Origin of the sequence: Hyphomonas sp. CY54-11-8 (assembly GCF_000682735.1) — a bacterium.
Taxonomy (GTDB): Bacteria; Pseudomonadota; Alphaproteobacteria; order Caulobacterales; family Hyphomonadaceae; genus Hyphomonas.
The window spans coordinates 216,346-241,936 of record NZ_AWFD01000023.1; the positions used below are offsets into that span (position 1 = coordinate 216,346).

Below are 25,591 nucleotides of genomic sequence, written 5' to 3' on the forward strand. Positions count from 1 at the left end.
TGATATGCCTTATTAATATCAATTTGATATTGAGAAAAGCGCGTGCCTCTCTGGTCAAACCAAATTAGACCTTCTGGCAAAGCTCTGAAAGGCCAGCCCGTTGTCACTGCTACAGCTTGCCATCATCGCGACCCTTCAGGGGATCACGGAATGGCTGCCCATCTCCTCTTCCGCCCATGTCTTGCTCGCTTCCGACACGTTCGGAGTTACCGGACGGGATGAGCTGCTGATCAATGCCGTATCAAATCTTGGCACGCTGGCGGCCATGCTGATCTATTTCCGCAAGGATGTGATCCTTGCCTTCCTGGGCGGGTTCGAACTTCTGGCCGCGCCGGTCTCGAAGAAGCCGTTGTCGCAGAGTGGGCGCCTCGCCGCCTGCGTTATCGTGGCAACACCCATCGCCCTCGTCGCCGCCCTGCTCTACGAGGCGGTACTGCCCCAGGGCGTGCAGGACATGATGCGCAGCGTCTACACCGTGGCCGGGGCGACCATTTTCTTCGGCGCCCTGCTCTGGTGGGCAGACGTGGCCGGTCCGCGCACCCGCAAGGAAGAGGACATGACCCTTGCCCATGCCGCCCTGATCGGCGCGACGCAGGCCATCGCCGCGATCATCCCGGGCACCAGCCGCTCCGGCATCACCATGACGGCCGCCCGCGCGCTCGGCTATGAGCGCACCGAAGCGGCGCGGATTTCCATGCTGATCGGTGCGCCGATCCTGGCTGCCGCGGGCCTTTACGGCGCCTATGGCCTCTTCACGGCAGAAACAGACGGCAGCGCCGTACTGACCCTGCAGGATGGGTTGGTCGTGGCAGGCATTGCCTTCATCACCGGGCTCGCCTCCATCTGGGGCCTGATGGCCCTGCTCAGACGGATGAGCTTCCTGCCCTTCGTGCTGTACAGATTCCTTCTGGGGGCCCTGCTCCTGCTGGGCTCACCCCTGATCGGACTGTTCTAGATCAGGCTTCAGACGCCTTGTGGAACTCGCCGTAGTCGCGGAAGCGCCAGAGATAGGTCGGCACGATCGCTTCGGGCGTTTCCAGCGTGGTGACGCCGAGATCCGCCAGCGTGAGGGCGCCTTCAGCGACGACATTGTCGGTCTTCAGCAGCTCGACCTGGTCGCCCGTCACCGGCGCGTCGCCGAGGAAACCCCAGGAGAATGGCGGAACGTAGCGCCAGACAGCGCCTGACAGGTAACCGATCGGCTTGGCGGCAAAGAACGGCAGCGTGATCTTGAAGCGCGGGCGGGAGATCGTCTTGCAGACGAAATCATAGATCTCGTTCATCGTGTAGACGCGCGGACCGCCGAGTTCATAGGTCTTGCCTTCGGTCGCCTCATCGTCGACGGCCACGGCAATCGCCTCGGCCACGTCACCAGCATAGACCGGCTGCATCTTCGTCTTCCCGCCGCCGATGGCCGGCATCAGCGGGGCCACGCGAGCCATCTGGGCAAAGCGGTTGAAGAATTCGTCTTCCGGCCCGAACACGACGGACGGACGCAGGATGGTGGCGGTCGGGATCGCTTCGCGCACGGCGGCTTCAGCTTCTGCCTTGGTCCTTGCGTAGACAGACTTCGACTCTGCGTCGGCGCCGATGGCGGAAACCTGAACGAACCGGGTGATGCCCTTCTCTGCCGCAATCTCGGCCAGCAGGGCCGCGCCTTCGGCCTGCGTCGATTCGAAGGTCTGTTTGCCCTTTTCGGTGAGGACGCCAACCAGGTTCACCACCGCATCGGCATCTTCCAGCGCGCGCTCGATCGAGGCACGGTCGCGGATGTTGGCCTGAGCGATGTCGACCCAGCCCGGCGCGCCAGCCAGACGCACATCGCCGGCCAGATTTACCCGGCGGCAGGCCACACGCACACGCCAGCCTTTTTTCACCAGCTCACGGGCCGCATAGCGCCCGATGAAGCCCGAACCGCCGAAAATGGTCACCAAGCCCTTGGTCATGTTGGTCAAACCCTGCCTGAACGTTTGATTTTCCGCCTTTCACCACACGCCGCCGGGCCTGTCTATGGCCGCCGTACGGGGCACAGCAGCGCATGCGCGCCTGCACATAATGTCAGCAGGCGCGCCGTCAGGCGGGAGGGGTGACGGGATGACTGGTATTGAACCAGTCGGTGAAGGCGCCCTGCTCTTCTTTTGTCATGTGCAGGTAGAGCTTGGAGCGCCGATAGAGGATGTCCTCAGCGCTGCGGGCAAACTCCTGATCGACCAGCCAAGCGACCTCGCGCTCGGTCAGGCTGCCGCCGAATTCCCGGCCGAGGTCTGCCAGCGTCTCCGCATCGCCCAGCAGGTCCCGCGTGCGGGTGCCATAGGCGCGGGCGAGCCGGGTCAGAAATTCGACCGGCAGGTGCGGATGGGTCAGGACGAGGCCGGAAAGATAAGCGTCGAAATTCGCCGCTGGAATGTCGCCTCCCGGCAGGCTGGCATGGCGTGTCCAGGTCTTCGGCAGGCCCTCGAACAGGGGGGCAAGCTCTGCCACCGCTTCCTCCGCGAGTTCCCGATACGTTGTGATCTTGCCGCCGAAGACAGACAGGATCGGCGCGCCGCCCTCTGTTTCATAGTGCAGCACAAAATCCCGTGTGACCTTGGAGGCAGACGCCGCATGATCGTCATAAAGCGGGCGCACGCCGGAATAGGTGGCAACGACATCGTCAGGCGTGATGGCGCGCTGGTAGTATTCGCTCGCACCGGCGCAGAGATATTCGATCTCTTCCTGGCTGATCTCAACCTTGTCCTTGTCGGCGGTGTACGGAATGTCTGTCGTACCGATCAGGGTGAACTCGCCGCGCTCGTATGGGATGGCGAACATGATCCGGCCGTCGGCATTCTGGAAGAAATAGGCATGCTCGCCCTCATGCCATTTCGGCACGATGATGTGGCTGCCTTTGACGAGGCGGAGGTGCGTGGTTTCATCCTGTGGATCGGCAAGATCGATGATCTCGTCCACCCAGCCGCCTGCCGCATTCACCACTGCCTTGAACTGGCGGGTCTCCGTTCCCCCGTCTGACGCGAATGTTGCGTCCCAATGGTCCTTGTGCCGGACGAGCTTCGTGCAGGCCGTGCGCGTCAGCACCTCTGCGCCGCGCTCTTTCGCGTCCACTGCGTTCAGCACGACAAGGCGCGAATCTTCCACCCAGCAATCGGAATATTCGAAGGCCAGCCGGAATTCCTCCTTGAGCGGATCGAGCTTGTCCGTCTTGCCCCGGTGCAGCGTGGAGGTCGCGGGTAGCAATTTCCGCCCGCCGAGATGGTCATAGATAAACAGGCCCAGCCGGATCAGCCAGGCCGGGCGCTGACCCTTGTCGTGCGGCAGGACGAACCGCATCGGCCAGATGATATGCGGCGCGGCGCGCAGCAGGATTTCCCGCTCGATCAGTGCTTTGCGCACCAGCGCAAAATCATACATTTCAAGGTAGCGCAGCCCACCATGGATCAGCTTGGTGCTGGCGGAAGATGTATGCTGGGCAAGATCGTCCTTCTCGACGAGCACGACATCCAGTCCGCGTCCGGCCGCATCGCGGGCAATGCCGGTGCCGTTGATGCCCCCGCCGATGACGAGCAGGTCCTGCACGAGGCGCCCTACCCTTTCATCAGGCCGGCGGCCTTGAGCAGCTTGCCTGCCCGCAGCACGCGCTGAAGCTTGTCTTCCGACGACCGGTCACCCTTGTTAGAGTCCGGGTGGAAGCGGCGGACATATTCGGCATAGCGCGCGCGGATCTCGTTCGGCGAAGCGTCGATCTCAAGATCCAGTTCGCGCAGCGCCCGGGCCTGCAGGCCGGAGCGGCGGCCGCCAGTGGCATTGCCGGTCGCCTCGGCCACATCGTCCATGTCGAAGAAACGGCGGCCTGCCCAGCGGCGCGGATCGAACTGGTCAGCGCTTTTCTTGCCAGCCATCGGTCCGGTACCGAAACGCCAGGTACGCTTGTGGCCGAATCGCTCGGCCCGCGCGAAGGCCGCGGCTTCGGCCTGAGACATACCTTCGAAGAAATTGAAGCTGCGATTGTATTCGGCGATGTGCTTGGCGCAGAAGTAATGGCGCCCGTTCCCCTTGGCCCCGCGCTTCGGCGCCGGGTGACTGCCTTCGAGGTCGCATCCCTTGTGATCGCAGACACGAGTCTTGCGCGCGCGCTCACGCGACACCTCGTCGGCCGGCGGGTTCACCCTTATATCGGTGAACTTGACACGGTATGGGTATGGATCGCCATCGGACATGACCCGGGATAATAGGGAGTGCGCGTTAAAGATGCCACAACTGACTGACAGACTGTCGCGGATTCATGAGCTTTTGACTGAAGCTTTTCAGCCGGTGGAGCTGGAAATCACAGATGACAGCGCAAAACATGCCGGTCATGCGGGCGCCCGCCCCGAAGGCGAAACACATTACAGCGTGAGAATCATCTCCGCGGCTTTCGAAGGCCTGTCACGCGTACAGATCCAGCGCAGTGTGATGCTGGCCCTGCAACAGGAATTCGATACCGGCCTGCATGCGCTGGCCCTGAAGGCGAATGCGCCAAAGTCCTGATTTTTGGGATTCTTCGGAACCCCTTTCCCTACCTGAACGTATTCTCTTCAACACCGTCGAGGAGAACGGGTGATGGTAATCAGGATGATCATGGCGGCGCTGGCCGCAGGCGGTTGCGTGTGCGCAGCGTCCGCCCAGGAGACAAGCGCCAGTTTCGATACGCGATTCGAAGCCCGTGCTGACCTCGGCATGCTGTACCAGATTCGCGACACGGTCTGCGCGACAGGTGACGAAGTGCTGTTCCTGCCGGTGTCTCACGACGTGCCCACAAGCGAGATGAGCTACGCCCTCGTGCCAACAGACAATCTGAATATGATCAGCGCCCATGTCGTGACGCCCGACCAGCGCGTCTGGCTGATCCGCCATGGCTGCCACAGCCCGGCGGCGCGCCAGCAGGCTTCCATGAATGTGTCGACCGTGACGCCGGACTCAGGCGGGTTCGATTACTGAGATATTGAGGCCTGTCACCTGGTTGCGCTGGCGGCGCAGCACATTGAACCGGTAGCCGTGGAACACGAAGCTCTGTCCGGCTTCCGGGATGGTCTGCGCTTCGTGGATCACAAGGCCCGCCACCGTGACGGCTTCATCGTCCGGCAGGTTCCAGTTCATCGCGCGGTTCACATCGCGGATCGGCACCCAGCCATCGACATTGACCGAGCCATCCTCCTGCGGGCGCACGCCCTGTACGGCAATGTCATGCTCATCATGGATTGAACCAACGATCTCTTCGAGAATGTCTTCCAGTGTGATCAGGCCCTGAAGCTCGCCATATTCGTCGATGACGAGGGCAAAGTGACTGCGCTCCTTCAGGAAGGCATCGAGCTGGTCCTGGACGGGTGTCGTTTCCGGCACGAACCAGGGCTTGCGCATGATGGAATCGAGGTCGAGGCTGGCAAGATTGCCGCCGAGCGGGATGATCGCACGCAGCAAATCCTTGGCATGCAGGATGCCGACAATCTCTTCCTTCTCACCGCGATAGAGCGGGATGCGCGTATGGGGGCTGGCCAGCGCCTTCATCACCATCTGGCGCGGGTCCAGATCGGCGCTCAGCATCTTGATGTTCTTGCGGTGGATCATGACGTCTTCGACGGTCAGTTCCTTGAGATCCAGTGCGCCGACGAGGCGCTGCCGGTCGGCGGCGGCGACACCGCCTTCGAAGGCGTGCAGGTCGATCGCACCGCGGATCTCCTCATCCGCCGTGATCGCTTCGGCCGGCGCGCCAAGGCCCAGCAGTTTCAGCGTCACCGTAACGATTGCCTGGATCGCCGTCACGATCCACGACACCAGCGCCACGAGGACGGAAATGATGCCCGCCACCGTCATCGCCATCGCATCCGGGCGGCCGATCGCATAGGTCTTCGGCATGACTTCGGCGAAGACGAGCACGAGGATCGTCATCACACCGGTCGCCATCGCCATGGCCATACCGCCCTGCCCGAACAGCTGGGTAAACAGCGACGTCGCAAGCACGGAGGCGAGGATGTTCACCACATTGTTGCCCAGCAGGATCGAGCCGATCAGCCCTTCCCGGTTGGAGATCAGCCGGTTCACGGCGGCGGCGCGCTTGTCGCCGTCCTTTTCCAGCGCATGCATGCGCGCGCGCGAGGCCGCCGTCAGCGCCGTCTCAGATCCCGAGAAGAAGCCTGAAAGCGCCAGCAAGACGAAGATGGCGATGATGTAACCGGCGATCATGTCAGCCCGTATGTCCCCTGTTATCCCTCAAGTGTCTCGCCGCGCAGGAAATCTTCCACTGCGGCAAGGTCTGCATCGGGATGAATGTATGCCTGTCCGATGCCGCGGGCGAGAATCAGCGGCACTTTCCCGCCGCTGGCCTTCTTGTCCTGCTGCATCAGGCGGACGAGTTCGCTGGCCGTATACGTCCCGCCCTGCCGGCCGGGAATGGCCGCTTGCAGTCCAGAGGCTTCCAGCACCCGGCGTACCCGCGCGGCATCTTCCGCCGGCGTGATACCCTTGGCGGCGCCATACCGGAAGGCGAGCGCCATGCCGATGGAGACCGCTTCGCCGTGCAGCAGGTCCGGACGGTAATTGTTTGCCGCTTCCAGCGCATGACCGAATGTATGGCCAAGGTTCAGCAGCGCGCGCACGCCCTTCTCGGTTTCGTCCTCCGCGACGATGGCGGCCTTCGCCCGGCAGCTGACGGCAACAGCATAAGTGATCGCGTCTGCTTCCAGTGCCAGCACGCGCGCGCCATTCGCTTCCAGCCAGTCGAAAAAGGCCGGGTCACTGATCAGGCCGTATTTGACGATCTCGGCATAGCCCGCGCGCAGCTCCCGTGCCGGCAGCGTGGCGAGCAATTCCGTGTCGGCGATCACCAGCCGGGGCTGGTAGAAGGCGCCGATCAGGTTCTTGCCGCGCGGGCTGTTCACCGCTGTCTTTCCGCCAACGGAGGAATCGACCTGCGCCAGCAGCGTCGTCGGCACCTGCACAAAGCCCATGCCGCGCTTCATCAGGCTGGCCGAGAGGCCCGCAATATCCCCGATCACGCCGCCGCCGAGCGCGATCAGCATGTCGGACCGGTCCGCCCCGCCTTCAAGCAGCCAGTCGAGAATGGCTTCGAGATTGGAAAAGCTCTTGGTCTTCTCGCCCGGCGTCAGCATCAGCCAGCTGGACGTGATGCCGGAAGCCGACAGCACCGCCTCGACACGGGCCCGGTGCGCAGCGGCGACATGCTCATCGGTCAGCACGAAGACGCGCTTCTGCTTCAGCATCGGCGCAAGGCGCGGGCCGAGCTCCTCCAGCGCGCCATGGCCGACAAGGATATCGTAAGACCGGGCGCCGAGATCGACAGACACGGTTTCCAGTTCGGGGGCAGTCACGCTCATTCGGGTTTCCAGGTCTTCAGGGCCTTCAGGATGGCATTCACCGTGTTCGTGTGCGGACCGTCCTTGGAGCGCACGACGAGATCGGCCTGCGAATAGATCGGCGTGCGCTCTGCCAGCAGGTTCGTCAGCACACTCTTGGCATCGCCGCGCTGCAACAGCGGGCGTGTATCGCGCTTCTGCACGCGCTTCCACAGGGTTTCGAGATCCGCGTTCAGCCACACGGTCACGGCGTGCTCCCGCATCAGGGCGCGGGTCTCCTCATTGAGATAGGCTCCGCCCCCGGTGGCCAGCACATGCGGCGGCATCGCCAGCAGGCGTTTCAGCACCTGCTGTTCGCCGCGCCGGAAATCCGCCTCGCCATGCAGGGCGAAGATGTCGGAGATCGACAGGCCCGCCGCCTTCTCGATTTCGGTGTCGCTGTCATAGAATGGTCGGCCCAGCTTCTCGGCGAGCCGCCGCCCGACAGTCGATTTGCCGGCGCCCATCAGGCCGACAAGCGCAATTGTGCGCGACTCATAAGGCAGAGCCGCCGGTTTTTCTTGCGCTGGACTGTCGCTGTCAGATGGCATTCTGGACTTTCATGGCCGGTTCGGTTCATTTCCTATAGAGACGGTAAGGCCTTCGCAATTGGTGAAGGTGGGCCGCAAAAGACCGAATACAACCCAGAGGTGTGATCTCATGCGCAAATTCCTGATCCTGCTCGGACTCTTGGCGGTGATTGGGCTGGCAGGCCTGTGGTGGCTGGGCACCAAGGCAGAGCAAGGCAAGCCGGCCCCGGGCGAGATTCGGATCGAGGTTGAAGATGTGGTCTAGACGGGCCCTTGCCGGCGCGGTTCTGGCTACACTCCTTGGTTGTCCGGCGCACGCGCAGATCGAGGACAGCTGGCTCGAACAGGTCGATCCCTGGGGAATCAGTTACCTCGGCGAGGACGAACCGGCCCTGCGAACGCGCATGTGGCGCGGCGCGCGCGGGGAAGACCTGCTGGCGCTGATGCAGGATGCCCGCACCAAGGGCCTCAGCCCCGCCGAACAGATCCTTATGCGCCGCCTGGCCTTGTCGGGCGGGCGCGCCCCGGAGGGTGAAGACCGTGGCACCCTGCTCGCCGAACGCGCCCGGATTGCGTTCGAGCTTGGCGAAGCCGCGGCGGCTGCGGGTCAGTTCTCTGAATTGAAGTCACCTCCGCCCGGTGTGGATGCCCTTGCTATGGCCGCAGACCTGAACCTTGTCCTCGGCAATGAAGCGACCGCCTGCGAGGCGCTGAACACGCCGAACCCTGAGAGCGACTACTGGCCGAGGCTGCGCGCCGTCTGCGCCGCGCTTGCGGGCAACACGTCCGGCGCCGAGCTTGCCATGGAGATGGCGCAGGCCCAAGGCGTGGATGATGGCTGGCTGGCAAGCGCGATCTTCGCCATGTCCGGCGTCACGCCGAACCCGCCCAAGGCAAGATTCGACAGCGGCATCGGCTTTGCCATGTCGAACCGCGCCGTTCTGGAAGTCACGCCCGACGCCGTCCCGCAAGACCGGGCCGACATCGCCGCCGCCATGGCGCGCCGCAAGCTGACGCCGCCGGACGTGCGCGTCAAAGCGGCCCAGATTGCCGCCGAAGCGGGCTTGATCGACCGCGAAGAATTCCGCATCGCCTACAATTCCGCCCTCGCCGCCGACGGGTTCAATCCGCGCACCCTGCTCAGCGAAGCCATGTTCGCTGCCGCCGACGGGATGAGCAGCGACGCTGAAACGGCAAAGGCCATCGCTGCCGCGCTGATCGAGGCAGAAGAAAGCCCGGCCCATTTCGCCGCGACGGCCAGCCTGTTGCGGGCCGGGATGGCGAAGCTGCCGCTCAGTCCCGACACCGAGGACAAGGCCTTCCTGTTCGCCCGCGCCAATATTGCTGCCGGTGAATTCGATGAAGCTATCCGCTGGGTCACGCCGCCAGAGCCGGAACCGGAACCTGCCGCCCCTGAACCGACGCTTGAAGAGATCGGCCCCGCCCCGGAAGACGCCGAGGCAAGCGGCCCGGCAAACCTGCTGGTCCCGACCGGCATCACGATCGAAACTGGCGGCCCGCCGGAGGATACCGATGCGGAGGAGGCTTCCGATGAGCTTCTCGCAGAAGGCGAAATGCTGCCGGACGAAGAAGACCCCGTTGCAGAGCCGCCGACTTTCGAGGCTGCCTGGATCGGCGCGCTGGTCATTCTTGCAGATGCTGACGCCCGCAAGGACGCCATTGAGGCCGCGGCCGACCAGCTGATCGCGGCCGCACAGAATGAAGAAAAGGCCGAAGCCGCCGCGCGCATGTTCGCACTCTGGTCCGCAGCCGGGACGGCGCCACCATCCGAGGCGCGGACCTTCCTGTCCATCGAAAGCCCGACGGCAGACTCCTCGTCCGCCCCCGGCGACGCGATTGCCATCTGGGCCGCAGCCCGGTCCGGCACCGCCGCGGAAGTCGTGCTGCGGACCGTCTCGCTTACCAATGGCGATCCATCCGAACTCGGCCTTGCGGATATTATGCTGATCCTCGCCGCGCTTGAGGATATCGGTGCAGGGGACGCCGCGCGCCTGCTGGCGCTTGAGGCAACCGGCTACTGGAAAGAAACGCCCTGATCCGAACTCCCGCTTGATCTCTGCCGAAAAAGGCAGATGCTGTGCCACAATTGGAAGGCCCGACCGAGAGGCCCGAGGGAGGAATTCATGAAATATCTGGGACAGGCGAGCCTCGCCGCCCTGATGCTGGCGGCTGCCTGCACAGCCCCGCAGGATACTGCATCCGCGCCGGACGCCGCGGCCAGCACGCCGGAAACACTCGCCGAAACCACACCAGCCAAAGCCGCGCCCCCTGCCCCGGCAGGCCGCGTCGCCCTGTTCGGTGACCTGCACGTCCACACCGGCCAGTCCTTCGACGCCTTCATTTCCTCCGTCCGTGCGACGCCGGACGATGCCTACCGCTTTGCCAAGGGCGAGAAGATCACCACCGACGGCGGCTATGACGTGCAGCTGAATGGCCCGCTCGATTTCCTCGCCGTGACCGACCACGGCGAATACATGGGCATCATGCCGGCCATGGCAACACCAGGCACGGCCCTCTCGCAGACCGCCTTCGCAAAGACCGTGTTCGGACCAGATGCCGAGAACCCGGCCCAATCCTTCCAGAATGTCGGCCTGACCATCGTCTCCGGCGACGAGATCGAGGAGATCTACGACCGGGACGTGATCGATTCGGCCTGGCAGCGCGCCATTGATGCGGCCGAACGCCATTACGAGCCCGGCAAGTTCACAACCTTCGCCGGGTATGAGTTCACGGCTATGACGCCGGTGCTGGAATCCGAAATCCCGGCGGCGGCGAACCTGCACCGCAATGTCATATTCCGCGGCGAAGCGCCCGCGCGCCTTTTCTCCACCCTCGATTCGCCGAACCCGGAGGATCTCTGGTCCTGGATGGACGCCCAGCGCACAGGCGGTCGGGACGTCATGTCCATCCCCCACAATTCGAACGCGTCCAATGGCGAGATGTTCGCCTCCGAAACCTATGAAGGCGGCGAGCTGACGGCGGACTATGCTGTCACCCGTATGCGCAACGAGCCGGTGATTGAGATCACCCAGATCAAGGGCACGTCTGAAGTTCACCCCTCCCTCTCGCCGAATGACGAGTGGGCGAATTTCGAACTCTACGAGACCTTCATCGGCAGCGCTGCGAAATCCTCGCCGCATATCGGGGACTATGCCCGCAATGCGCTGGCGCGCGGCCTCGGCCTCGCCGACACGAAAGGCTTCAACCCGTTCAAGTTCGGCTTCATCGGGTCCAGCGACACCCATATCGGCGCCGGCCCCTTCATTGAAGAGAAGTTCTGGGGCAAGTTCCCGGTAGATGGCGCAGATCCCGCAGCCCGCCATTCCATTCCGCCGGATGGCGCAATGACCTGGGACGCGACCGAAGCCGAAGCGTCCATTCCCGCCGATGGCGTGATGGTTCCGAACATGCGCCGCCTCCTGGCTGCCAGACAATACAGCGCCTCGGGCCTTGCTGGTGTGTGGGCGGATGAAAACACGCGCGAAGCCATCTTCGATGCCATTCGCCGCAAGGAGACATTCGGCACGTCCGGCCCGCGCATGAAGGCCCGCATGTTTGCGAGCTTCGACTATGATGAGGCGATCCTCTCCGATCCGGAGCTTGTCGCCAGTGCTTACGAGGCCGGCGTGCCGCAGGGCAGCATGCTGTCCGGCACAGGTACCGCACCGAAAATCCTCGCCTGGGCGATGCGCGATCCGGATTCCTATCCTCTGCAGCGTCTGCAGGTCGTGAAGGTCTGGACCGATGCGGACGGCACCGCGCATGAGGCCGTCTATGACGCGGCCTGTTCCGGCGGCGCCTTGCCCGATCCGGATACTCATCGGTGCCCGGATAATGGCGCCAGCGTCAATCTCTCCGACTGCTCCACAGATGACGGCACAGGCGTTGGTGAGATGAAAGCGCTCTGGACAGACCCAGACTTCGACGCGGCCCAACGCTCCGCCTACTATGTCCGTGTGCTGGAAAACCCATCCTGCCGCTGGTCCAGCTGGGATGCCGCACGCAACGGCACGCCGCCCAATCCGGACATGCCCTCCACGATCCAGGAACGCGCCTGGACGAGCCCGGTCTGGTATAATCCTGAAGGCTGAGACAATTTAGCTTGCCGCGCAAGGCAGACACCCTGCTCTGCGCCCCCCGGACCTCCAGCCGGACATGACACCTCACGCCTCTGGCTTGACTTTCTTCATAAGGAACACGCTGACAAGGAGAATGGACAAGGCGGAAAAGAACGCGCCCGTAAAGAAGGTGGCGGAGGAACCCGCCCGGTCCCACAGGATACCGGCCAGAAGGCTGGCCACCAGAAGCGCAATACCGGTGAACATGTTGAACAAGCCGAACGCTGAAGCCCGCAGCCCGGCTGGTGCGCGGTCCGCCACCAGCTTCGACAGCAAGCCCTGACTGAACGCCATGTGTACACCCCACAGGGCAATGCCCGCAAAACTGCCGGCAAGCCCGCCAGACAGGGCAAGGCAAAGATCGGCACCCACAAGGGCCAGCAGCGCGACAATCAGGAGACGGGCCGGCGGCATCTGGTCCGACAGCAATCCGGCAGGATATGCACCAAGCGAATAGACAATGTTCATCGCAACCAGGACAAGCGGCGCCAGGGCAAGCGGAAGTCCGGCCTGATGCGCCTTCAGCACAAGGAAGGCTTCGCTGAAGCGCGCGAGCGTGAAGACCACACCGACAATGACGACCACCCAGAAAGCCCGTCCCAGTCCCGCCAGGTCCTGAAGCCGGACCGGCGACCGGGAAACCGGCGCACCCCCCGAGCCCTGGTCCTCCACGCCTAACAAGACACAGAGAACAGCAATCATCCCCGGCACCAGCGCGAACCAGAAGACCGCGCGCATATTTTCAGCCAGCAGGAACATCAATCCGATCGCGATCAGCGGGCCGATGAAGGCCCCTGCCGTATCGAGGCTCTGGCGAAGGCCATAGGCGCGCCCGCGCACCTCTTTCGGGGTTACATCCGCAATCAGCGCATCCCGCGGGGCACCGCGAATGCCCTTGCCGACCCGGTCAGAGAACCGCGCCAGAAGCACCATGCCCGGCGCCCCCGCCAGGGCGAAAAGGGGCTTCGACAAAGTACCAAGCCCGTAGCCAAGCAGGATGAGCGGTTTTCGCCGTCCGAACCGGTCGGACGCGTAGCCCGAAAACACTTTCACAATGGCGGCTGCCGCCTCCCCCACCCCCTCGACGATCCCGACATAGATGGCGCTGGCCCCGAGCGCCGTCGTCAGGAACAATGGCAGCAGGGCATGGATCATCTCGGAAGAGATATCCATGAAAAGGCTGACCAGCCCAAGCGCCCACACAGTGCGTGGAATTGCAGCGCGAAGCGGGCGGGGTGTTTGCGGCATGACCGCATTCTCCGGCGCATGTCGCCCGGCCGCAAGCCAATGGATGACGCCGTTCGTTCACACCCCCTCAACCAGACCCGCGCATACTGGCTTCATGTCTGATCGCGCGCGTATTGAAGCCTTCCTTGAAATGATGTCCGCCGAGCGGGGCGCTTCGCCCAATACGCTCGACGCCTATGGCCGCGACCTGCTGGACGCTTCGGAATACTGCGGCGGCAAGCTGGAGACCGCGGGCCCGCGCGATCTTGCCGGATGGCTAGCCGATCTTGCCGCGCGCGGCATGGCGCCCTCGTCCCAGGCACGCAAACTCTCCGCCGTGCGCCGCTTCTTCCGCTTCTTGTTCGAAGAGGGCGACCGCAAGGACGACCCGACCGCAAAACTGGACGGGCCGAAACCCTCCCGCGATGTGCCGGACGTGCTGTCGCGTGAGGAAATGGCCCAGCTGATCGATGCCTGCGGCGAAGACCTTCGGCTGAAGGCCCTGGTTGAGCTGCTATATGGCGCGGGCCTGCGTGTATCGGAACTCGTCTCGCTAACGCTTGGCTCCCTCCCCCGCCGCAAGGGCGAGCGCTGGGTAACGCGCGATGTCATCATCCGCGGCAAGGGCGGCAAGGAACGCCTCTGCCCGCTAGGCGGCCCGGCGCTGGCAGCCTTGTCAGATTGGCTGGCCGTGCGGGAAGAGCACCTTCCGAAGAACAGCCTCGCCCGGACGCGCGCTGAGAAGTTCGTGTTCCCATCGCGCGGAAAGGAAGGCCACCTCACGCGCCGCCGCCTCGGCCAGTTGCTGGAAGAGCTCGCCATCATGGCCGGTATAAGGCCGAACCGGGTACACCCCCACGCCCTGCGCCATGCCTATGCCACCCACCTCCTGATGGGCGGCGCAGACCTGCGCAGCGTGCAGACCCTCCTCGGCCACGCCGACATCGCGACGACCCAGATATACACCCACGTCCTCACCGATGAGCTCGCCGAACTGCTGGAAACCGCCCACCCCCTCGCCCGCAGTTAAAGGCGACAACGGCTAAACACGCTTGCGATCAGGCGCGCGTGGAACGATATTGATGGCAACAGATGTGGAGAGTCCCCATGGGCCCGTTGATGAAAGCGATCATTCCGGCAGCGCTGCTCACTGAGATCGCCGCCATTGTCTTCTTCACCGCCACCTGGTCGATCTTGGCAGAGATGCATTTCGGATCATCCGTTATCCTGGGCGGGGAAGCCGTGACTGCGATTGGTGTGGTCGCCATTGGTATTGCCGTATTCCGCCGCGCCATCCGCTCCGAAAAGCGCATGGCCGCTGGTGAAACGACCGCCGACGCCTGAATAGCGGCCGCTGCCTCACCAAAACCCTAGATCTCGATTGCGTCCGATCCACGGGTCTGGACCCAGAAGGCGTGGATGACGCCCGGGAGCCAGCCAATCAATGTGAGAAGCACATTGAGCAGAAGCTGCGTACCGATCCCTTCCTTGAGTGCCACAGGCACAGGCGGGAACAGGAAGGTGAGCAGGATCATCAGAATGGACATGATATTACCTTTCTCGTCAGCTCTTCTGCCGGATCAACGCCCCGGCGAGACAGTCGTTCCATCTGCCGCCAACGCGGCCAAATGGCGATTTGACGCGCTGCAACATTCGCCCTAGGCGTATCGGCAAAAGTCAGGGGCAGAGAACATGTCACAGAAAACACCGCGTAATTTCTTCAAGCCGCTCGCCATCGGCGCGCCAGAGCCGATGCGGGACCTTCCCGTCAAGCTGGAGCGGATGATCCATTTCGTCCCGCCGCATCTCGACAAAGTGCGCGCGAAAGTGCCGGACATGGCTCCCGGCGTGGACGTGATCCTGGCCAATCTGGAAGACGCGATCCCGGCCGACGCCAAGGATGCCGCCCGCGCCGGCGCCATCGAAATGGCCTCCATGTATGACTGGCAGGGCAAGGGTACGGGCTTCTGGAGCCGCGTGAACCCGCTGAACTCCCCCTGGTTCCAGGAAGACGTCTCCCAGCTCGTGCTGAACGCCGGCCACCAGCTGGACGTGATCATGCTGCCCAAGGTCGAAGGCCCCTGGGACATTCACTTCGCCGACCAGTATGTCGCCCAGCTGGAAGCAAAGGCCGGCCTCACCCGCCCGATCCTGTTCCACGCGATCCTCGAGACCGCCCAGGGCATGGCGCTGGTCGAGGAGATCGCCCTTGCCTCCCCGCGCATGCAGGGCATCAGCCTCGGCCCGGCAGACCTTGCCGCAGACCGCAAGATGAAGACGACCCGCGTTGGCGGCGGCCACCCCTTCTACCGCGTGATCGAAGATCCGAAGGAAGACGGCAGCGCCCGCGCTTCTGCCCAGCAAGACCCGTGGCACTATACGATCGCCCGCATGGTGGATGCCTGCCGCATGGCCGGCATCAATGCCTTCTACGGGCCTTTCGGTGACATCGCCGACCTCGACGCCTGCGAACAGCAGTTCCGCAACGCGTTCCTGCTCGGCTGTTCCGGCACGTGGAGCCTGCACCCGAACCAGATCGCCATCGCCAAGCGCGTGTTCAGCCCCGATCCGAATGAGGTGAAATTCGCCCGCAAGATCCTGGCCGCCATGCCGGACGGCACCGGCGTCGCCATGATCGACGGCAAGATGCAGGACGATGCCACCTGGAAACAGGCCAAGGTGATCTCCGATCTCGCCGACCTCGTCGCCTCGAAGGATCCGGATCTCGCCGCCGCCTACGCGGACTGATCCGGGCATCTCCTTCCCCAATAACGAAAGTTGCCCGGCCGCGGCCGAGTGCTTAGGGTGCCTGCCGGAGGATACGACATGGCAAGACAACACCTGATCCCAATGACCGGCTATTCGGCGCACCTGCAGCGCTGGTTCGACTGGATGGAAAGCGATCACTCGCCGGAGGGCCTGTCCGGCCAGCTGGCCGAAGATGTCGTCTTCCGCAGCCCGGTCGTGCACACGCCGCAGGAAGGCAAGCCGGTCACGATGGCCTATCTCACCGCCGCCGGAGAAACGCTGGGTGGCGACACGTTCCGCTATGTCCGCGCTTTCGATTGCGGCGACAAGGCCGTGCTGGAATTCGAGTGCGTGATGGACGGCATCCAGGTCAACGGTGTCGACATGATCGCGTGGAACGATGCCGGACAGATCACGGACTTCAAGGTGATGGTCCGTCCGCTGAAAGCCATCCAGACCGTGCATGCCGCCATGGGCGCCATGCTAGCGAAGATGAAGGCTGGCGCGTGAACCCACCCACATTGACGACAGACCGGCTGATTCTCCGGCCTTTCGAAGAAGCTGACTACCCGCACGCCGTTGCCATGTGGGGGGATGCCGAAGTCGTCCGCTATATTGGCGGCGTGACTCGCAGCCCGCAGGATGTCTGGTTCGCGTGCGTCCGCGGCCGCGGCATGTGGGATATCAAGGGCTACGGCAACTGGTCGGTGATCGACCGCGAAACCGGCACCTATCTCGGCGAATCCGGCTTTGCCGATTTCAAGCGGGGCATCAAACCGGACCTCTCGCAATGGCCGGAAGCGGGCTGGGCCTTCGCCCGCGCCTCCTGGGGCCGGGGCATCGGCAGCGACGCGGTGAGCCTTATGCACACATGGCTGGACGAGGCCCATCCGGGCAAAAGCGTCTGCATCATCGATGAAGACAATATTGGCTCCCGCCGGGTAGCAGAGAAGGCCGGGTACATGCTCTGGACGATGTCAACGCTGCGCGACCATCCGGTCACGGTCTATCACCGGAACGCCTAGCCTGCCTTGCGGGTCGCATTGGCGCGGGTTTCCCAGCCGCGCAGCAGTTCAAGGAACCCTTCCTGCGGCAGGCCCGGGGAATAGAGGAACCCCTGCGCCATGGAACAGCCGCGGCGCGACAGGAATTCCGCCTGGCGCTCCGTCTCGACGCCTTCTGCAACCGTCTTCAAGCCAAGTGTTTCTGCCATCGCGAGGATCATCTCGACAATGGCCGGCGCCTGACGGTCGGCATCCAGCGCGGAGACAAACTGGCGGTCGATCTTGAAAACGTCGAACGGCAGCTGCGTCAGCATGGAAAGGTTCGAGTGGCCCGTGCCGAAATCGTCGAGTGCCAGCTTCACGCCCAGCGCGCGCAGCGGACGCATCACACGGTCCACCTTGGTCGGATCGGAGACGGCCATGCTTTCGGTGATCTCGAGTTCCAGCCGTGCAGGCGGCAAGCCGGTACGCTTCAGGACTTCGAGCACCAGGTTTGTCAGGTCCACTGTCATGAACTGCCGCGGCGACACGTTGACCGCGACGGAGACATCGAAGCCCTCTTTCATCCAGACGACAGCGCATTCGCAGGCCGATTCGAGGATCTGCTCACCAATCTGATTGACGAGGCCCGTTTCCTCCGCAAGCGGAATAAAGGCTGCCGGAGAAATGATCTTGCCATTGGCGCGCTGCCAGCGGGCAAGGGCCTCGCAGCCGACGATCTTGCCGGTGGCAAAGTCGACCTTCGGCTGGAACACGGCCTTGAACTCACGCGCGGCGACAGCCTCGCGCAGCTCCGCTTCCAGCATGTACTTGCCACGGGCCACGCGGTTGAGGCGCGGCGAGAAATAGCGGAAGCCGGACGCCGATTCCTGGCGCACCTGCTGGAGCGCAAGATCCGCATGCCGGAACAGCTTCTGCGCCGAGTCCGCATCTTCCGGCGCCATGACGATCCCGCCGGACATCCCGACACTGACGGACTGACCATTGATTTCGAAGGGCTGCGCAAAGGCGACACGTATGGCCCGCGCGATATTGGAGACATTCTCCCGCGTGATGGCGTTCGGCAGGAAGATCGCAAACTGGTCATTATGCAGCGCCGCGATCACCGCGCCTTCGAGGCTGGAGGCAACCGGTGCTTCAAGGCGGGACATGCAGCCGGTCAGGCGCTCCCCGACCGACTTCAGGAGCGAGTTCGTGGCGAGGCTGCCCAGCCGTTCGGCGGCCCGGCCGAACTGGTCGAGGTCCAGCAGGAAGAAAGCGGCCGGCGCATCGAAGGAAGCAAACGGCAGCTTGCGCTCGATCTCGGCCTCCAGCGCGATCATGTTCGGCAGGCCGGTCCGCTGGTCGACATAAGCGATATTGGTCAGGCGCTCGTTTTCCCGGCGAAGATGGCTGACGCGGCGCGTCACCGCCACGCGCAGGCGGCGCAGCTCCTTGAACATGACCGATTCCACGCCGCGCGGGCGAACCGGCGTCGTATCGTCCAGATAGGCGAGAAATTTCTGCAGGAAGCGCTGGAAGGAGCGGGCCAACAGGAATGCCGCACCGGCCGCGACGGTAATCGACATCAGCACGAGGCCGGCCATGACTTCCGGCGGCGAGGCAAGCTCGCTCCATGCCTTGCCCTCGACAAGAACCCGATAGGTTTGTTCCAGCACCACAACGGCAGAGAAAACGAGAATAGCCGCAATCGCGCCGGCAGTCGCGGCAAATGCCGGCAGCGTCATTGAGCCGAAAAACCGGCGTATCTGCGACAGCTTGCGCAAAGGTACCTCGCCTCGGCACACCACAGGGCGTGCGTTCCCGGGCGCACATTCCCCCAATATGTTTAGAAATCAGTGAACAAGATGCGCTAGCTGTAGCGCGATCTAAACACTATATCGGCAGCCATGACCCAGAACCGCACCGCCACCGTCAGCCGCAAGACCAAGGAAACCGACATTTCCGTTACCGTGGACCTCGACGGCACAGGAAAATCCGACATCCAGACCGGGATCGGCTTTTTCGACCATATGCTGGAAAGCTTCTCCAAGCATTCCGCCATCGACCTGACTGTGCGCTGCGACGGCGACCTGCATATCGACATGCACCACAGTGTCGAGGACACTGGTATTGTCATCGGCCAGGCCATCCTGAAGGCGCTGGGCGACTTTGCCGGCATCACTCGTTTCGGCACGGCCTATATACCCATGGACGAAACGCTGAGCCGGGCGAGCCTCGACCTCTGCAAACGGCCCTATCTGGTGTGGAAAGTACAATTCACGCGCGACAAGATCGGCGAGATGGACACCGAACTCTTCAAGGAGTTCTTCCATGCCCTCGCCGGCAATGGCGGCATGTGCCTGCACGTGGAGAACCTCTACGGCGAGAACTGCCACCATATTGCCGAGAGCTGCTTCAAGGCCACGGCCCGCGCCCTGCGCGCTGCGGCAACAGTCGATCCGAAGCTCGGCGGCAAGCCTGCCAGCACCAAGGGCAGCCTCTAAATCCCACCAAACCTGCCACAAACCCCAAAGTGCGGCGGCGTATCGTCTTTGCCTTCGGCCTGACGGCTGCCTATCATGTGGCGTGATCTGTACGTATCGTGCGATCCAGCCGCATCAGGGACCGGAATGAAGAACGACGACGAATTCCAGCTCTGGCCCTTCATGTCGCTGGTCGCGCTTTATTTCCTGATGCAGGCTCTCCTATCCGGACCGGCGGACCGGGCACGGCTGTCCTACAGCGAGTTCGAAAAGCTTGCGCGCGAGGGTCAGGTCGAGAAGGTGACGATCTCGGGGGCCACCCTCTCCGGTACGTTTCGACAGCCTGTCGACGGGAATGAACGGTTCCGGACCAGCCTGGTCGATCCAGCCCTCGCCGACCGGCTCGAAGGCATGGACGTGGAAATCGAAAATGTTCCGCCGAACCCCGTTTTCGGCGCGCTCGTGTCCATGCTGGCCCCGCTCATCCTGTTTCTGGGGCTCTATTTCTTTCTGTTCCGCCGGTCGATCGGCGCAGGCGGCGGCGCCATTTCGCTCGGGAAAAGCGGCGCAAAGATCTTTGCCGAAGAGGAAACCGGGGTCACCTTCGATGATGTTGCCGGTGTCGATGAAGCAAAGCTCGAACTCATGGAGATCATCGATTTCCTGAAGAATCCCGGTGAATATGAAAGGCTCGGCGCGCACGTTCCGAAAGGCGTGCTGCTGGTCGGCCCGCCCGGGACCGGCAAGACCCTGCTGGCCCGCGCCGTGGCCGGTCAGGCCGGCGTGCCATTCTTCTCGATCAGCGGATCGCAATTTGTCGAAGTCTTCGTCGGCGTCGGCGCTGCACGTGTGCGTGACCTCTTCACCCAGGCCCGGAAGATGGCGCCGGCGATCATCTTCGTTGACGAACTTGATGCCCTCGGCCGCGCCCGCAGCCTCGGACAGATCGTCGGCAATGATGAACGCGAGCAGACCCTGAACCAGTTGCTCGCGGAACTCGACGGCTTCGATCCCTCGTCAGGGATCGTCCTGCTGGCCGCAACCAACCGTCCGGAAATCCTCGATCCCGCGCTCCTGCGCGCCGGCCGGTTCGACCGGCAGGTCCTCGTCGACAAACCTGACAAGGCGGGCCGGATCGCGATCCTGAAAGTCCACACCCGCAAGATTCATCTGGGGCCGGACGTTGACCTTGAGCCAGTAGCATCGATGACGACCGGGTTCACAGGCGCCGACCTGGCAAACCTCGTGAACGAGGCAGCGATCCTGGCCACCCGCCGCCGGGCGGCCGCAGTTGGCATGGAGGATTTTTCCGCCGCCATCGAGCGTATTGTCGCCGGGTTGGAGAAACGCAATCGCCTGCTCAACGAGAAAGAGCGCCGAATCGTGGCCCATCATGAAATGGGACACGCGATCATGGCCCTCGCCCTGCCGGGATCGGACAAGGTGCACAAGGTTTCCATCATTCCGCGCGGGGTCGGCGCACTCGGTTATACAATCCAGCGGCCCACGGAAGATCGTTACCTGATGACCCGGGAAGAACTGATCAGCAAGATCTGCGTGTTGCTTGGCGGACGGGCTGCCGAGAAACTGATTTTCGACGAAGTCTCCACGGGCGCCGCCGATGATCTCTCCAAGGCCACCGACATCGCGCGCAGCATGGTCGAGCGATTCGGCATGGACGAGGCACTTGGCCACATGGTCTTCCAGGAAGACCGCCCCCTCTTCCTGGACAATACCGCCGTCAGGTCACGGTCCATCAGCGAAGCCACGGCCGAACGCCTCGACGCGGCCACGGCCGACATCATCCGCGACGCATTCCAGCGCACCACCGCCGTCCTTTCGGACAATCGCGACCTTCTTGAAAAGTGCGCGCAGGACCTGCTCAGGAAGGAAACACTGGACGAAGACGAGATTTCCGAAATCGCCAAAGCTCTGAAGACGTCTGCCGCCAGTACAGAGCGCAGCGTCTGACCCGGCGGCGGAAACGTCTTTAATTCTGCACGCCCGATGTAATCGACGGCTAGCATCCCCATATATGGGATACGGAATATTTTTTCCGTACAGATGAAAGCCGATCCGATGTCCTCCCAAAACAACAAAAGCAAACAGGACAAGCCTGGAAAGCCCTCACAGCCGCAATCGTTGGAGGAAAGGCGCGCAGCACAAGCCCGCCAGCAAGGCAAGCAGGACAAGGAAATCCCCCTGAAGAACTAGTTGTTCCCGAATGCGGTCGGGCACCCCCCTACGCCTGATCGCACCCAGGGGCCGCGTCCGGACCCGCTTTCCGGATGCGGCTTCCCGTATCAATCCGGAGTCCACAGGGGTGAAAGGTGGAGACCGGAAAGGAACCACCATGACGAATCGCATTTCAAAACAACTCGTAACATTCCGAAGCCCGTTTTATCTCGACAGTCTCGAAGAGGAATGGCCTGCCGGTAATTATACGATCGAGACGGAAGAAGAGCCGCTGGATAGCCCGTCCTTTCTGGCTTTCCGTCGGATAAACACCACCATGATCGTCCACACGAAACGCGGTGCTCGGACACAGACGAGGTTCGTCAACATCGACCCCGCTGAACTTGCAGACGCGTTGGCCCGCGATCAGCGGCCGCTGGACCGGGCTGACAATGAAGGCATGGCGCGCAGCTGACGCCGGCGGGCGGGCAAGCCCACTTCGCACATTTCCGCCAGCGCGACGTGTCCGGAGTTTTCCGGCCTCTATTTCCGGTAATCGAGCGGCGGGTCGCGGTCGCCCAGAAGCGAACGGTACTGATAATCCGGTCCGCGCTTCTCATCGAATTCCTTGCGGGCTTCCTCACGCAGCTTCGGATTCGTGAAGAGCTCGATCGCCGCCAGTGTCAGCGTCTTTGCCGCCACCTGCGTGCCCTTGTGGCCGATCGACGTGCCGGAGGCCGCAACCGCCTGCCAGGAGTGTGCCGGCGTGCCCGGCACCCAGGTCGCAGTATTGAGGCCCACGGTCGGCACGGCATAGGACACATCGCCCACATCGGTGGAGCCGTAGCCGAGCGAGACTTCGTAGGGCTGCACTTCGGATTCCGAGCCAAGCGGCAGGGTCGGTGTGGTCAGCGTTTCATAGATGGCTGTAGCGAAGGCCTGCTCTTCTTCGTTATAGGTAACCCCGCCGACTTCGCGGAGTTTCTCATCCATCATCTTGGCGAGTGTCTCGTTGACCAGAAGCGGGTTGTTCCCGTGGATGATTTCCCAATCGACCGTCGTGCCGGTGCCCATCGCGGCGCCTTTCGCGGCGGCCTCAAGGCGTGGCCAGATCTCCTCGACACCATCGGCGGACGGGTGGCGGACATAGTAGAAGACTTCGGCGAAGTCCGGCACCACGTTCGGGGCTGACCCGCCGGAGGTGATCACGTAATGGATGCGCGCTTCCTGCGGGATGTGCTCGTGCATCATGTTGGCCATCATGTTGAATGCCTCGACGCCGTCGAGCGCCGAGCGGCCCTTCTCCGGCGCGCCCGCCGCGTGAGCCGAAAGCCCGCGGAACCGGAACTTGGCCGAGCGGTTTGCCAGCGTCGTGCGCGCGGCAGCGGAGTTGCGGTCCCCCGCATGCCAGTGCAGCGCGATGTCGACATCGTTGAAGAGGCCCGCGCGGACCATATAGACCTTGCCGCTGCCGCCCTCTTCCGCCGGCGTGCCGTAGAGCCGGATTCGGCCCGGTGTGCCGGTCTCTTCCAGCCAATCCTTGATGGCGATGGCCGCCGTGGTGGAGCCTGCCGCGAAGAGGTTGTGGCCGCAGGCGTGGCCTGCGCCCATGCCGTCTCGCTCCTCCCGGTCGGGGCTGGCAGTCTGGTTGATACCGGGCAGTGCGTCGAACTCGGCGAGGATGGCGATGACGGGTCCGCCGGTGCCGTATTCGGCCACGAAGGCCGTCGGAATGCCGGCGACGCCTGCCTCGATGTCGAAGCCTTCGACTTTCAGCGTCTGCTGAAGCAGGCCGGAGGATTTTTCCTCCTGATAGCCGACCTCGGCCCATTCCCAGATCTGGTCCGACAGGCTGCTCGACAGCTCCGCCTTCTGTTCCACCTGCCCGATCAGTTTCCCGTCGCGGCTGTCCGGCCAGGCGGGGCCGGTGATACAGGCGGCGAGGAGCGCGGTGGAAAGAAGCGGCAGGATGGGGCGCATGGGGCAAGCTCCGGTTTTGGTCTCGAATCTGGTGCGAACATTGGGACAGCCCCTGCCCTTGCACAAGGAAAACCGGACCGGCGGACTGTCAGACGGAGCCTTCGCGCTCGATCACGAGCACCCGTGCCTCCCCGATGGGATGGGCCACGTGCTCGTCCCCCACTCCGGCGACAAACATGTCCCCCGGCGAGAGCTGGACGATCTTTTCCTGCCCGCGCTCGCGATAGTGCATGTCGACCACGCCCTGCAGCACGACGAAGACCTCTTCGCCGTCATTGACGTGCCATTCATAGGGCTGGTCGGTCCAGTGCAGGCGCACGCTCGCCCCGTCGATGCGGGCGATATCTCGCGCCCCCCAGGCCCGGTCAGCCCGGAAGGTCTTCGTATCCTTAATGATTTCCGGCATGGATACCCTCAAGTGCAATACTGGCAGCAGCGCGAGCCTAGCCTGCTTTCCCACAAGGAAGAACCACGCCCGTGACACGAAATGCCTTTTCCTCTGCCCGCCGCCCCGCTAACACGCGCGCATGACACAGGTCGCGCTGATCGATTACGGCTCCGGCAACCTCCACTCGGCTGAACGGGCCTTGCGGGAGGCGGCGGCGCTGGCGGGAACGAGCCACGAGATTATCGTGACCGATTCCCCCGAAGTCATCCTCGAATCCACCCGCATCGTCCTGCCCGGCGTCGGCCATTTTGCCGACTGCGCCGCGGGTCTGCGCGCCCGGGAGGGCGTGGAGGACGCGCTCAACGAGGCGGTGCTGAAGCAGGCGAAGCCCTTCTTCGGCATCTGCGTCGGCATGCAGCTGATGGCGACCGCGGGCCTCGAAGACGGCTACACGGCCGGCCTCGGCTGGATCAAGGGCACGGTGGAGCTGATCGAGCCGGGCGAAGGCTTCCGCGTGCCGCACATGGGCTGGAACGGGCTGACCTTTACCCACCTTCAGCCTCACCCCGTGCTGGCCGGCCTTGGCGACGACCCGCACGTCTATTTCACCCATTCCTATGCGATGAAGCCCGACAACCCGGCCGACATCGCCGCAACCGCCGACTATGGACACCAGATCGTGGCGGCGGTGGCTCGGCGCAACATGTTCGGCACGCAGTTCCACCCGGAGAAGAGCCAGAAGACCGGCCTCAAGATCCTCTCCAATTTCCTGCAATGGGCGCCCTGAGTACACGCATGACCTTTACCCTCTACCCCGCCATCGACCTGAAAGACGGCCAGTGCGTGCGCCTCCTGCGCGGCGAGATGGACCAGGCGACCGTCTTCTCCGACAGCCCGGCGGCGCAGGCGAAATCCTTCCGGGACGCAGGCTTCACCCATCTTCACGTGGTAGACCTGAACGGCGCCTTCGAGGGCAAGGCCGTGAACCGCGCGGCGGTCGAGGCGATCCTGAAAGCCACCGATGCGCCGGTCCAGCTCGGCGGCGGCATCCGCACACGGGCGCAGATAGATGCGTGGCTGGAGGCCGGCATTTCCCGCGTCATCCTCGGCACCGTAGCCCTGCGCGATCCGGAGCTGGTGAAGGAAGCCGCCCGCGCACTGCCCGGTCAAATTGTCGTCGGCATCGATGCGAAGAATGGCATGGTGGCGGTCGAAGGCTGGGCCGAGACCAGCGACATGAAGGCAACCGAACTCGCCAAGGCGTTTGAAGGCTGCGGCGTCGCCGCCATCGTCGCGACGGACATCGGCCGCGACGGCTTGAAGACCGGCGTCAATGTTTCGTTCACGGCAGAGCTCGCGGGCACGGTCTCCATCCCTGTCATCGCCTCGGGCGGCGTCGCCAGCGTGGACGACATCCGTGCCCTGATGGCGGCGGATGCACCCATCGCGGGCAGCATCCTCGGACGCGCCCTTTATGACGGGGACATCGTGCCCGCCGAAGCGATTGCGCTTGCGAGAGGCTGACTTTCCGATAGGTTGACCGAAGGCAA

The 25,591-nt window shown here is 63.5% G+C and carries 27 protein-coding genes; 16 read left to right on the plus strand and 11 right to left on the minus strand.

Annotated features, from left to right (window positions below):
• Positions 1–100 precede the first annotated feature (100 nt).
• Entirely contained in the window at positions 101–955 is an 855-nt protein-coding gene (locus tag HY17_RS12225) for an undecaprenyl-diphosphate phosphatase (RefSeq protein WP_034766841.1), read from the plus strand.
• 1 nt (position 956) lies between these two features.
• On the opposite strand, the gene HY17_RS12230 is transcribed toward HY17_RS12225, so the two are convergent.
• The 3 genes from HY17_RS12230 to HY17_RS12240 all read right to left on the minus strand — a co-directional run bounded on the left by HY17_RS12230 (position 957) and on the right by HY17_RS12240 (position 4,214).
• Complete coding sequence (locus HY17_RS12230) at positions 957–1,946, minus strand: complex I NDUFA9 subunit family protein (protein ID WP_034766843.1); 990 nt, start codon at positions 1,944–1,946, stop codon at positions 957–959.
• A gap of 127 nt (positions 1,947–2,073) precedes the next feature.
• On the minus strand, positions 2,074–3,573 hold the full coding sequence (locus HY17_RS12235; protein WP_034766845.1) for a glycerol-3-phosphate dehydrogenase: 1,500 nt from the start codon (positions 3,571–3,573) through the stop codon (positions 2,074–2,076).
• Positions 3,574–3,581: 8 nt separating this feature from the next.
• On the minus strand, positions 3,582–4,214 hold the full coding sequence (locus HY17_RS12240; protein ID WP_034766847.1) for a J domain-containing protein: 633 nt from the start codon (positions 4,212–4,214) through the stop codon (positions 3,582–3,584).
• Between the two features lie 31 nt (positions 4,215–4,245).
• On the opposite strand from HY17_RS12240, the gene HY17_RS12245 reads away from it, so the two are divergent.
• Positions 4,246–4,524, plus strand: a complete 279-nt coding sequence (locus HY17_RS12245) for a BolA family transcriptional regulator (RefSeq protein WP_034766849.1) — start codon at positions 4,246–4,248, stop codon at positions 4,522–4,524.
• A gap of 72 nt (positions 4,525–4,596) precedes the next feature.
• Positions 4,597–4,974 carry a hypothetical protein gene (locus tag HY17_RS12250; protein ID WP_034766851.1) on the plus strand — a complete coding sequence of 126 codons (378 nt, stop codon included), beginning with the start codon at positions 4,597–4,599 and terminating at the stop codon, positions 4,972–4,974.
• Here the strand turns inward: HY17_RS12250 and HY17_RS12255 are convergent.
• The 3 genes from HY17_RS12255 to HY17_RS12265 are packed head-to-tail and all read right to left on the minus strand — an operon-like array spanning position 4,954 to position 7,936.
• On the minus strand, positions 4,954–6,216 hold the full coding sequence (locus HY17_RS12255; protein WP_034766852.1) for an HlyC/CorC family transporter: 1,263 nt from the start codon (positions 6,214–6,216) through the stop codon (positions 4,954–4,956). The genes HY17_RS12250 and HY17_RS12255 overlap by 21 nt on opposite strands.
• Before the next feature lie 20 nt (positions 6,217–6,236).
• A complete protein-coding gene (gene aroB, locus HY17_RS12260) occupies positions 6,237–7,367 on the minus strand; it encodes a 3-dehydroquinate synthase (protein ID WP_034766854.1) in 1,131 nt (376 codons plus the stop codon).
• Entirely contained in the window at positions 7,364–7,936 is a 573-nt protein-coding gene (locus HY17_RS12265; protein ID WP_034766856.1) for a shikimate kinase, read from the minus strand. The genes aroB and HY17_RS12265 overlap by 4 nt, the downstream gene beginning before the upstream one ends.
• Before the next feature lie 109 nt (positions 7,937–8,045).
• Between HY17_RS12265 and HY17_RS20555 the strand changes: the two genes are divergently transcribed.
• From HY17_RS20555 to HY17_RS12275, 3 genes are all read left to right on the plus strand, one after another.
• Positions 8,046–8,180, plus strand: a complete 135-nt coding sequence (locus HY17_RS20555) for a DUF945 domain-containing protein (RefSeq protein ID WP_139068928.1) — start codon at positions 8,046–8,048, stop codon at positions 8,178–8,180.
• Entirely contained in the window at positions 8,170–9,972 is a 1,803-nt protein-coding gene (locus HY17_RS12270) for a hypothetical protein (protein WP_034766857.1), read from the plus strand. Before HY17_RS20555 ends, HY17_RS12270 begins: the two co-directional genes overlap by 11 nt.
• Positions 9,973–10,059: 87 nt before the next feature.
• Positions 10,060–12,027: a DUF3604 domain-containing protein gene (locus HY17_RS12275; RefSeq protein ID WP_065383185.1), complete on the plus strand. Its 1,968-nt coding sequence runs from the start codon at positions 10,060–10,062 to the stop codon at positions 12,025–12,027.
• Positions 12,028–12,099: 72 nt separating this feature from the next.
• Here the strand turns inward: HY17_RS12275 and HY17_RS12280 are convergent, their stop codons facing one another.
• On the minus strand, positions 12,100–13,302 hold the full coding sequence (locus HY17_RS12280) for an MFS transporter (protein WP_034766859.1): 1,203 nt from the start codon (positions 13,300–13,302) through the stop codon (positions 12,100–12,102).
• A 94-nt stretch (positions 13,303–13,396) separates the two neighbouring features.
• Between HY17_RS12280 and HY17_RS12285 the strand changes: the two genes are divergently transcribed.
• Positions 13,397–14,311: a tyrosine recombinase gene (locus HY17_RS12285; protein WP_112074153.1), complete on the plus strand. Its 915-nt coding sequence runs from the start codon at positions 13,397–13,399 to the stop codon at positions 14,309–14,311.
• Positions 14,312–14,388: 77 nt separating this feature from the next.
• The gene (locus HY17_RS12290) at positions 14,389–14,625 is read left to right on the plus strand and encodes a hypothetical protein (RefSeq protein ID WP_034766863.1); all 237 of its coding nucleotides are present in this window, start codon (positions 14,389–14,391) and stop codon (positions 14,623–14,625) included.
• A gap of 26 nt (positions 14,626–14,651) precedes the next feature.
• Here HY17_RS12290 and HY17_RS20010 read toward each other — a convergent pair whose 3' ends face one another.
• Entirely contained in the window at positions 14,652–14,828 is a 177-nt protein-coding gene (locus tag HY17_RS20010) for a YqaE/Pmp3 family membrane protein (RefSeq protein ID WP_065383184.1), read from the minus strand.
• A 145-nt stretch (positions 14,829–14,973) separates the two neighbouring features.
• Between HY17_RS20010 and HY17_RS12295 the strand changes: the two genes are divergently transcribed.
• The 3 genes from HY17_RS12295 to HY17_RS12305 all read left to right on the plus strand — a co-directional run bounded on the left by HY17_RS12295 (position 14,974) and on the right by HY17_RS12305 (position 17,054).
• The gene (locus HY17_RS12295) at positions 14,974–16,029 is read left to right on the plus strand and encodes a CoA ester lyase (RefSeq protein ID WP_034766864.1); all 1,056 of its coding nucleotides are present in this window, start codon (positions 14,974–14,976) and stop codon (positions 16,027–16,029) included.
• A 78-nt stretch (positions 16,030–16,107) separates the two neighbouring features.
• Complete coding sequence (locus HY17_RS12300; RefSeq protein WP_197020278.1) at positions 16,108–16,539, plus strand: nuclear transport factor 2 family protein; 432 nt, start codon at positions 16,108–16,110, stop codon at positions 16,537–16,539.
• Positions 16,536–17,054 (plus strand): GNAT family N-acetyltransferase, encoded by a 519-nt coding sequence (locus HY17_RS12305; protein WP_034766870.1) that lies wholly within the window; start codon positions 16,536–16,538, stop codon positions 17,052–17,054. The genes HY17_RS12300 and HY17_RS12305 overlap by 4 nt, the downstream gene beginning before the upstream one ends.
• Here the strand turns inward: HY17_RS12305 and HY17_RS12310 are convergent.
• Positions 17,051–18,799 carry a bifunctional diguanylate cyclase/phosphodiesterase gene (locus tag HY17_RS12310; protein WP_051600044.1) on the minus strand — a complete coding sequence of 583 codons (1,749 nt, stop codon included), beginning with the start codon at positions 18,797–18,799 and terminating at the stop codon, positions 17,051–17,053. The two genes, HY17_RS12305 and HY17_RS12310, sit on opposite strands and share 4 nt — an antisense overlap.
• Before the next feature lie 123 nt (positions 18,800–18,922).
• Here HY17_RS12310 and hisB point away from each other — a divergent pair, with 123 nt between their 5' ends.
• From hisB to HY17_RS19475, 3 genes are all read left to right on the plus strand, one after another.
• Positions 18,923–19,519: an imidazoleglycerol-phosphate dehydratase HisB gene (hisB, locus tag HY17_RS12315; RefSeq protein WP_034766872.1), complete on the plus strand. Its 597-nt coding sequence runs from the start codon at positions 18,923–18,925 to the stop codon at positions 19,517–19,519.
• A gap of 126 nt (positions 19,520–19,645) precedes the next feature.
• Positions 19,646–21,469, plus strand: coding sequence for an ATP-dependent zinc metalloprotease FtsH (gene ftsH / locus HY17_RS12320; protein ID WP_034766874.1), 1,824 nt, complete (start codon positions 19,646–19,648; stop codon positions 21,467–21,469).
• A 382-nt stretch (positions 21,470–21,851) separates the two neighbouring features.
• The gene (locus tag HY17_RS19475; RefSeq protein WP_065383260.1) at positions 21,852–22,148 is read left to right on the plus strand and encodes a hypothetical protein; all 297 of its coding nucleotides are present in this window, start codon (positions 21,852–21,854) and stop codon (positions 22,146–22,148) included.
• A gap of 68 nt (positions 22,149–22,216) precedes the next feature.
• Here HY17_RS19475 and HY17_RS12330 read toward each other — a convergent pair whose 3' ends face one another.
• Together HY17_RS12330 and HY17_RS12335 are read right to left on the minus strand one after the other, a co-directional pair.
• Positions 22,217–23,653, minus strand: coding sequence for an amidohydrolase (locus tag HY17_RS12330; RefSeq protein ID WP_034766875.1), 1,437 nt, complete (start codon positions 23,651–23,653; stop codon positions 22,217–22,219).
• Between the two features lie 88 nt (positions 23,654–23,741).
• Positions 23,742–24,059, minus strand: a complete 318-nt coding sequence (locus tag HY17_RS12335; protein ID WP_034766877.1) for an AraC family ligand binding domain-containing protein — start codon at positions 24,057–24,059, stop codon at positions 23,742–23,744.
• A 121-nt stretch (positions 24,060–24,180) separates the two neighbouring features.
• Here HY17_RS12335 and hisH point away from each other — a divergent pair, with 121 nt between their 5' ends.
• The gene (hisH, locus tag HY17_RS12340; protein ID WP_034766879.1) at positions 24,181–24,828 is read left to right on the plus strand and encodes an imidazole glycerol phosphate synthase subunit HisH; all 648 of its coding nucleotides are present in this window, start codon (positions 24,181–24,183) and stop codon (positions 24,826–24,828) included.
• An 8-nt stretch (positions 24,829–24,836) separates the two neighbouring features.
• Positions 24,837–25,565, plus strand: a complete 729-nt coding sequence (gene hisA, locus HY17_RS12345; protein ID WP_034767085.1) for a 1-(5-phosphoribosyl)-5-[(5-phosphoribosylamino)methylideneamino]imidazole-4-carboxamide isomerase — start codon at positions 24,837–24,839, stop codon at positions 25,563–25,565.
• The last annotated feature ends 26 nt before the right edge of the window (positions 25,566–25,591 follow it).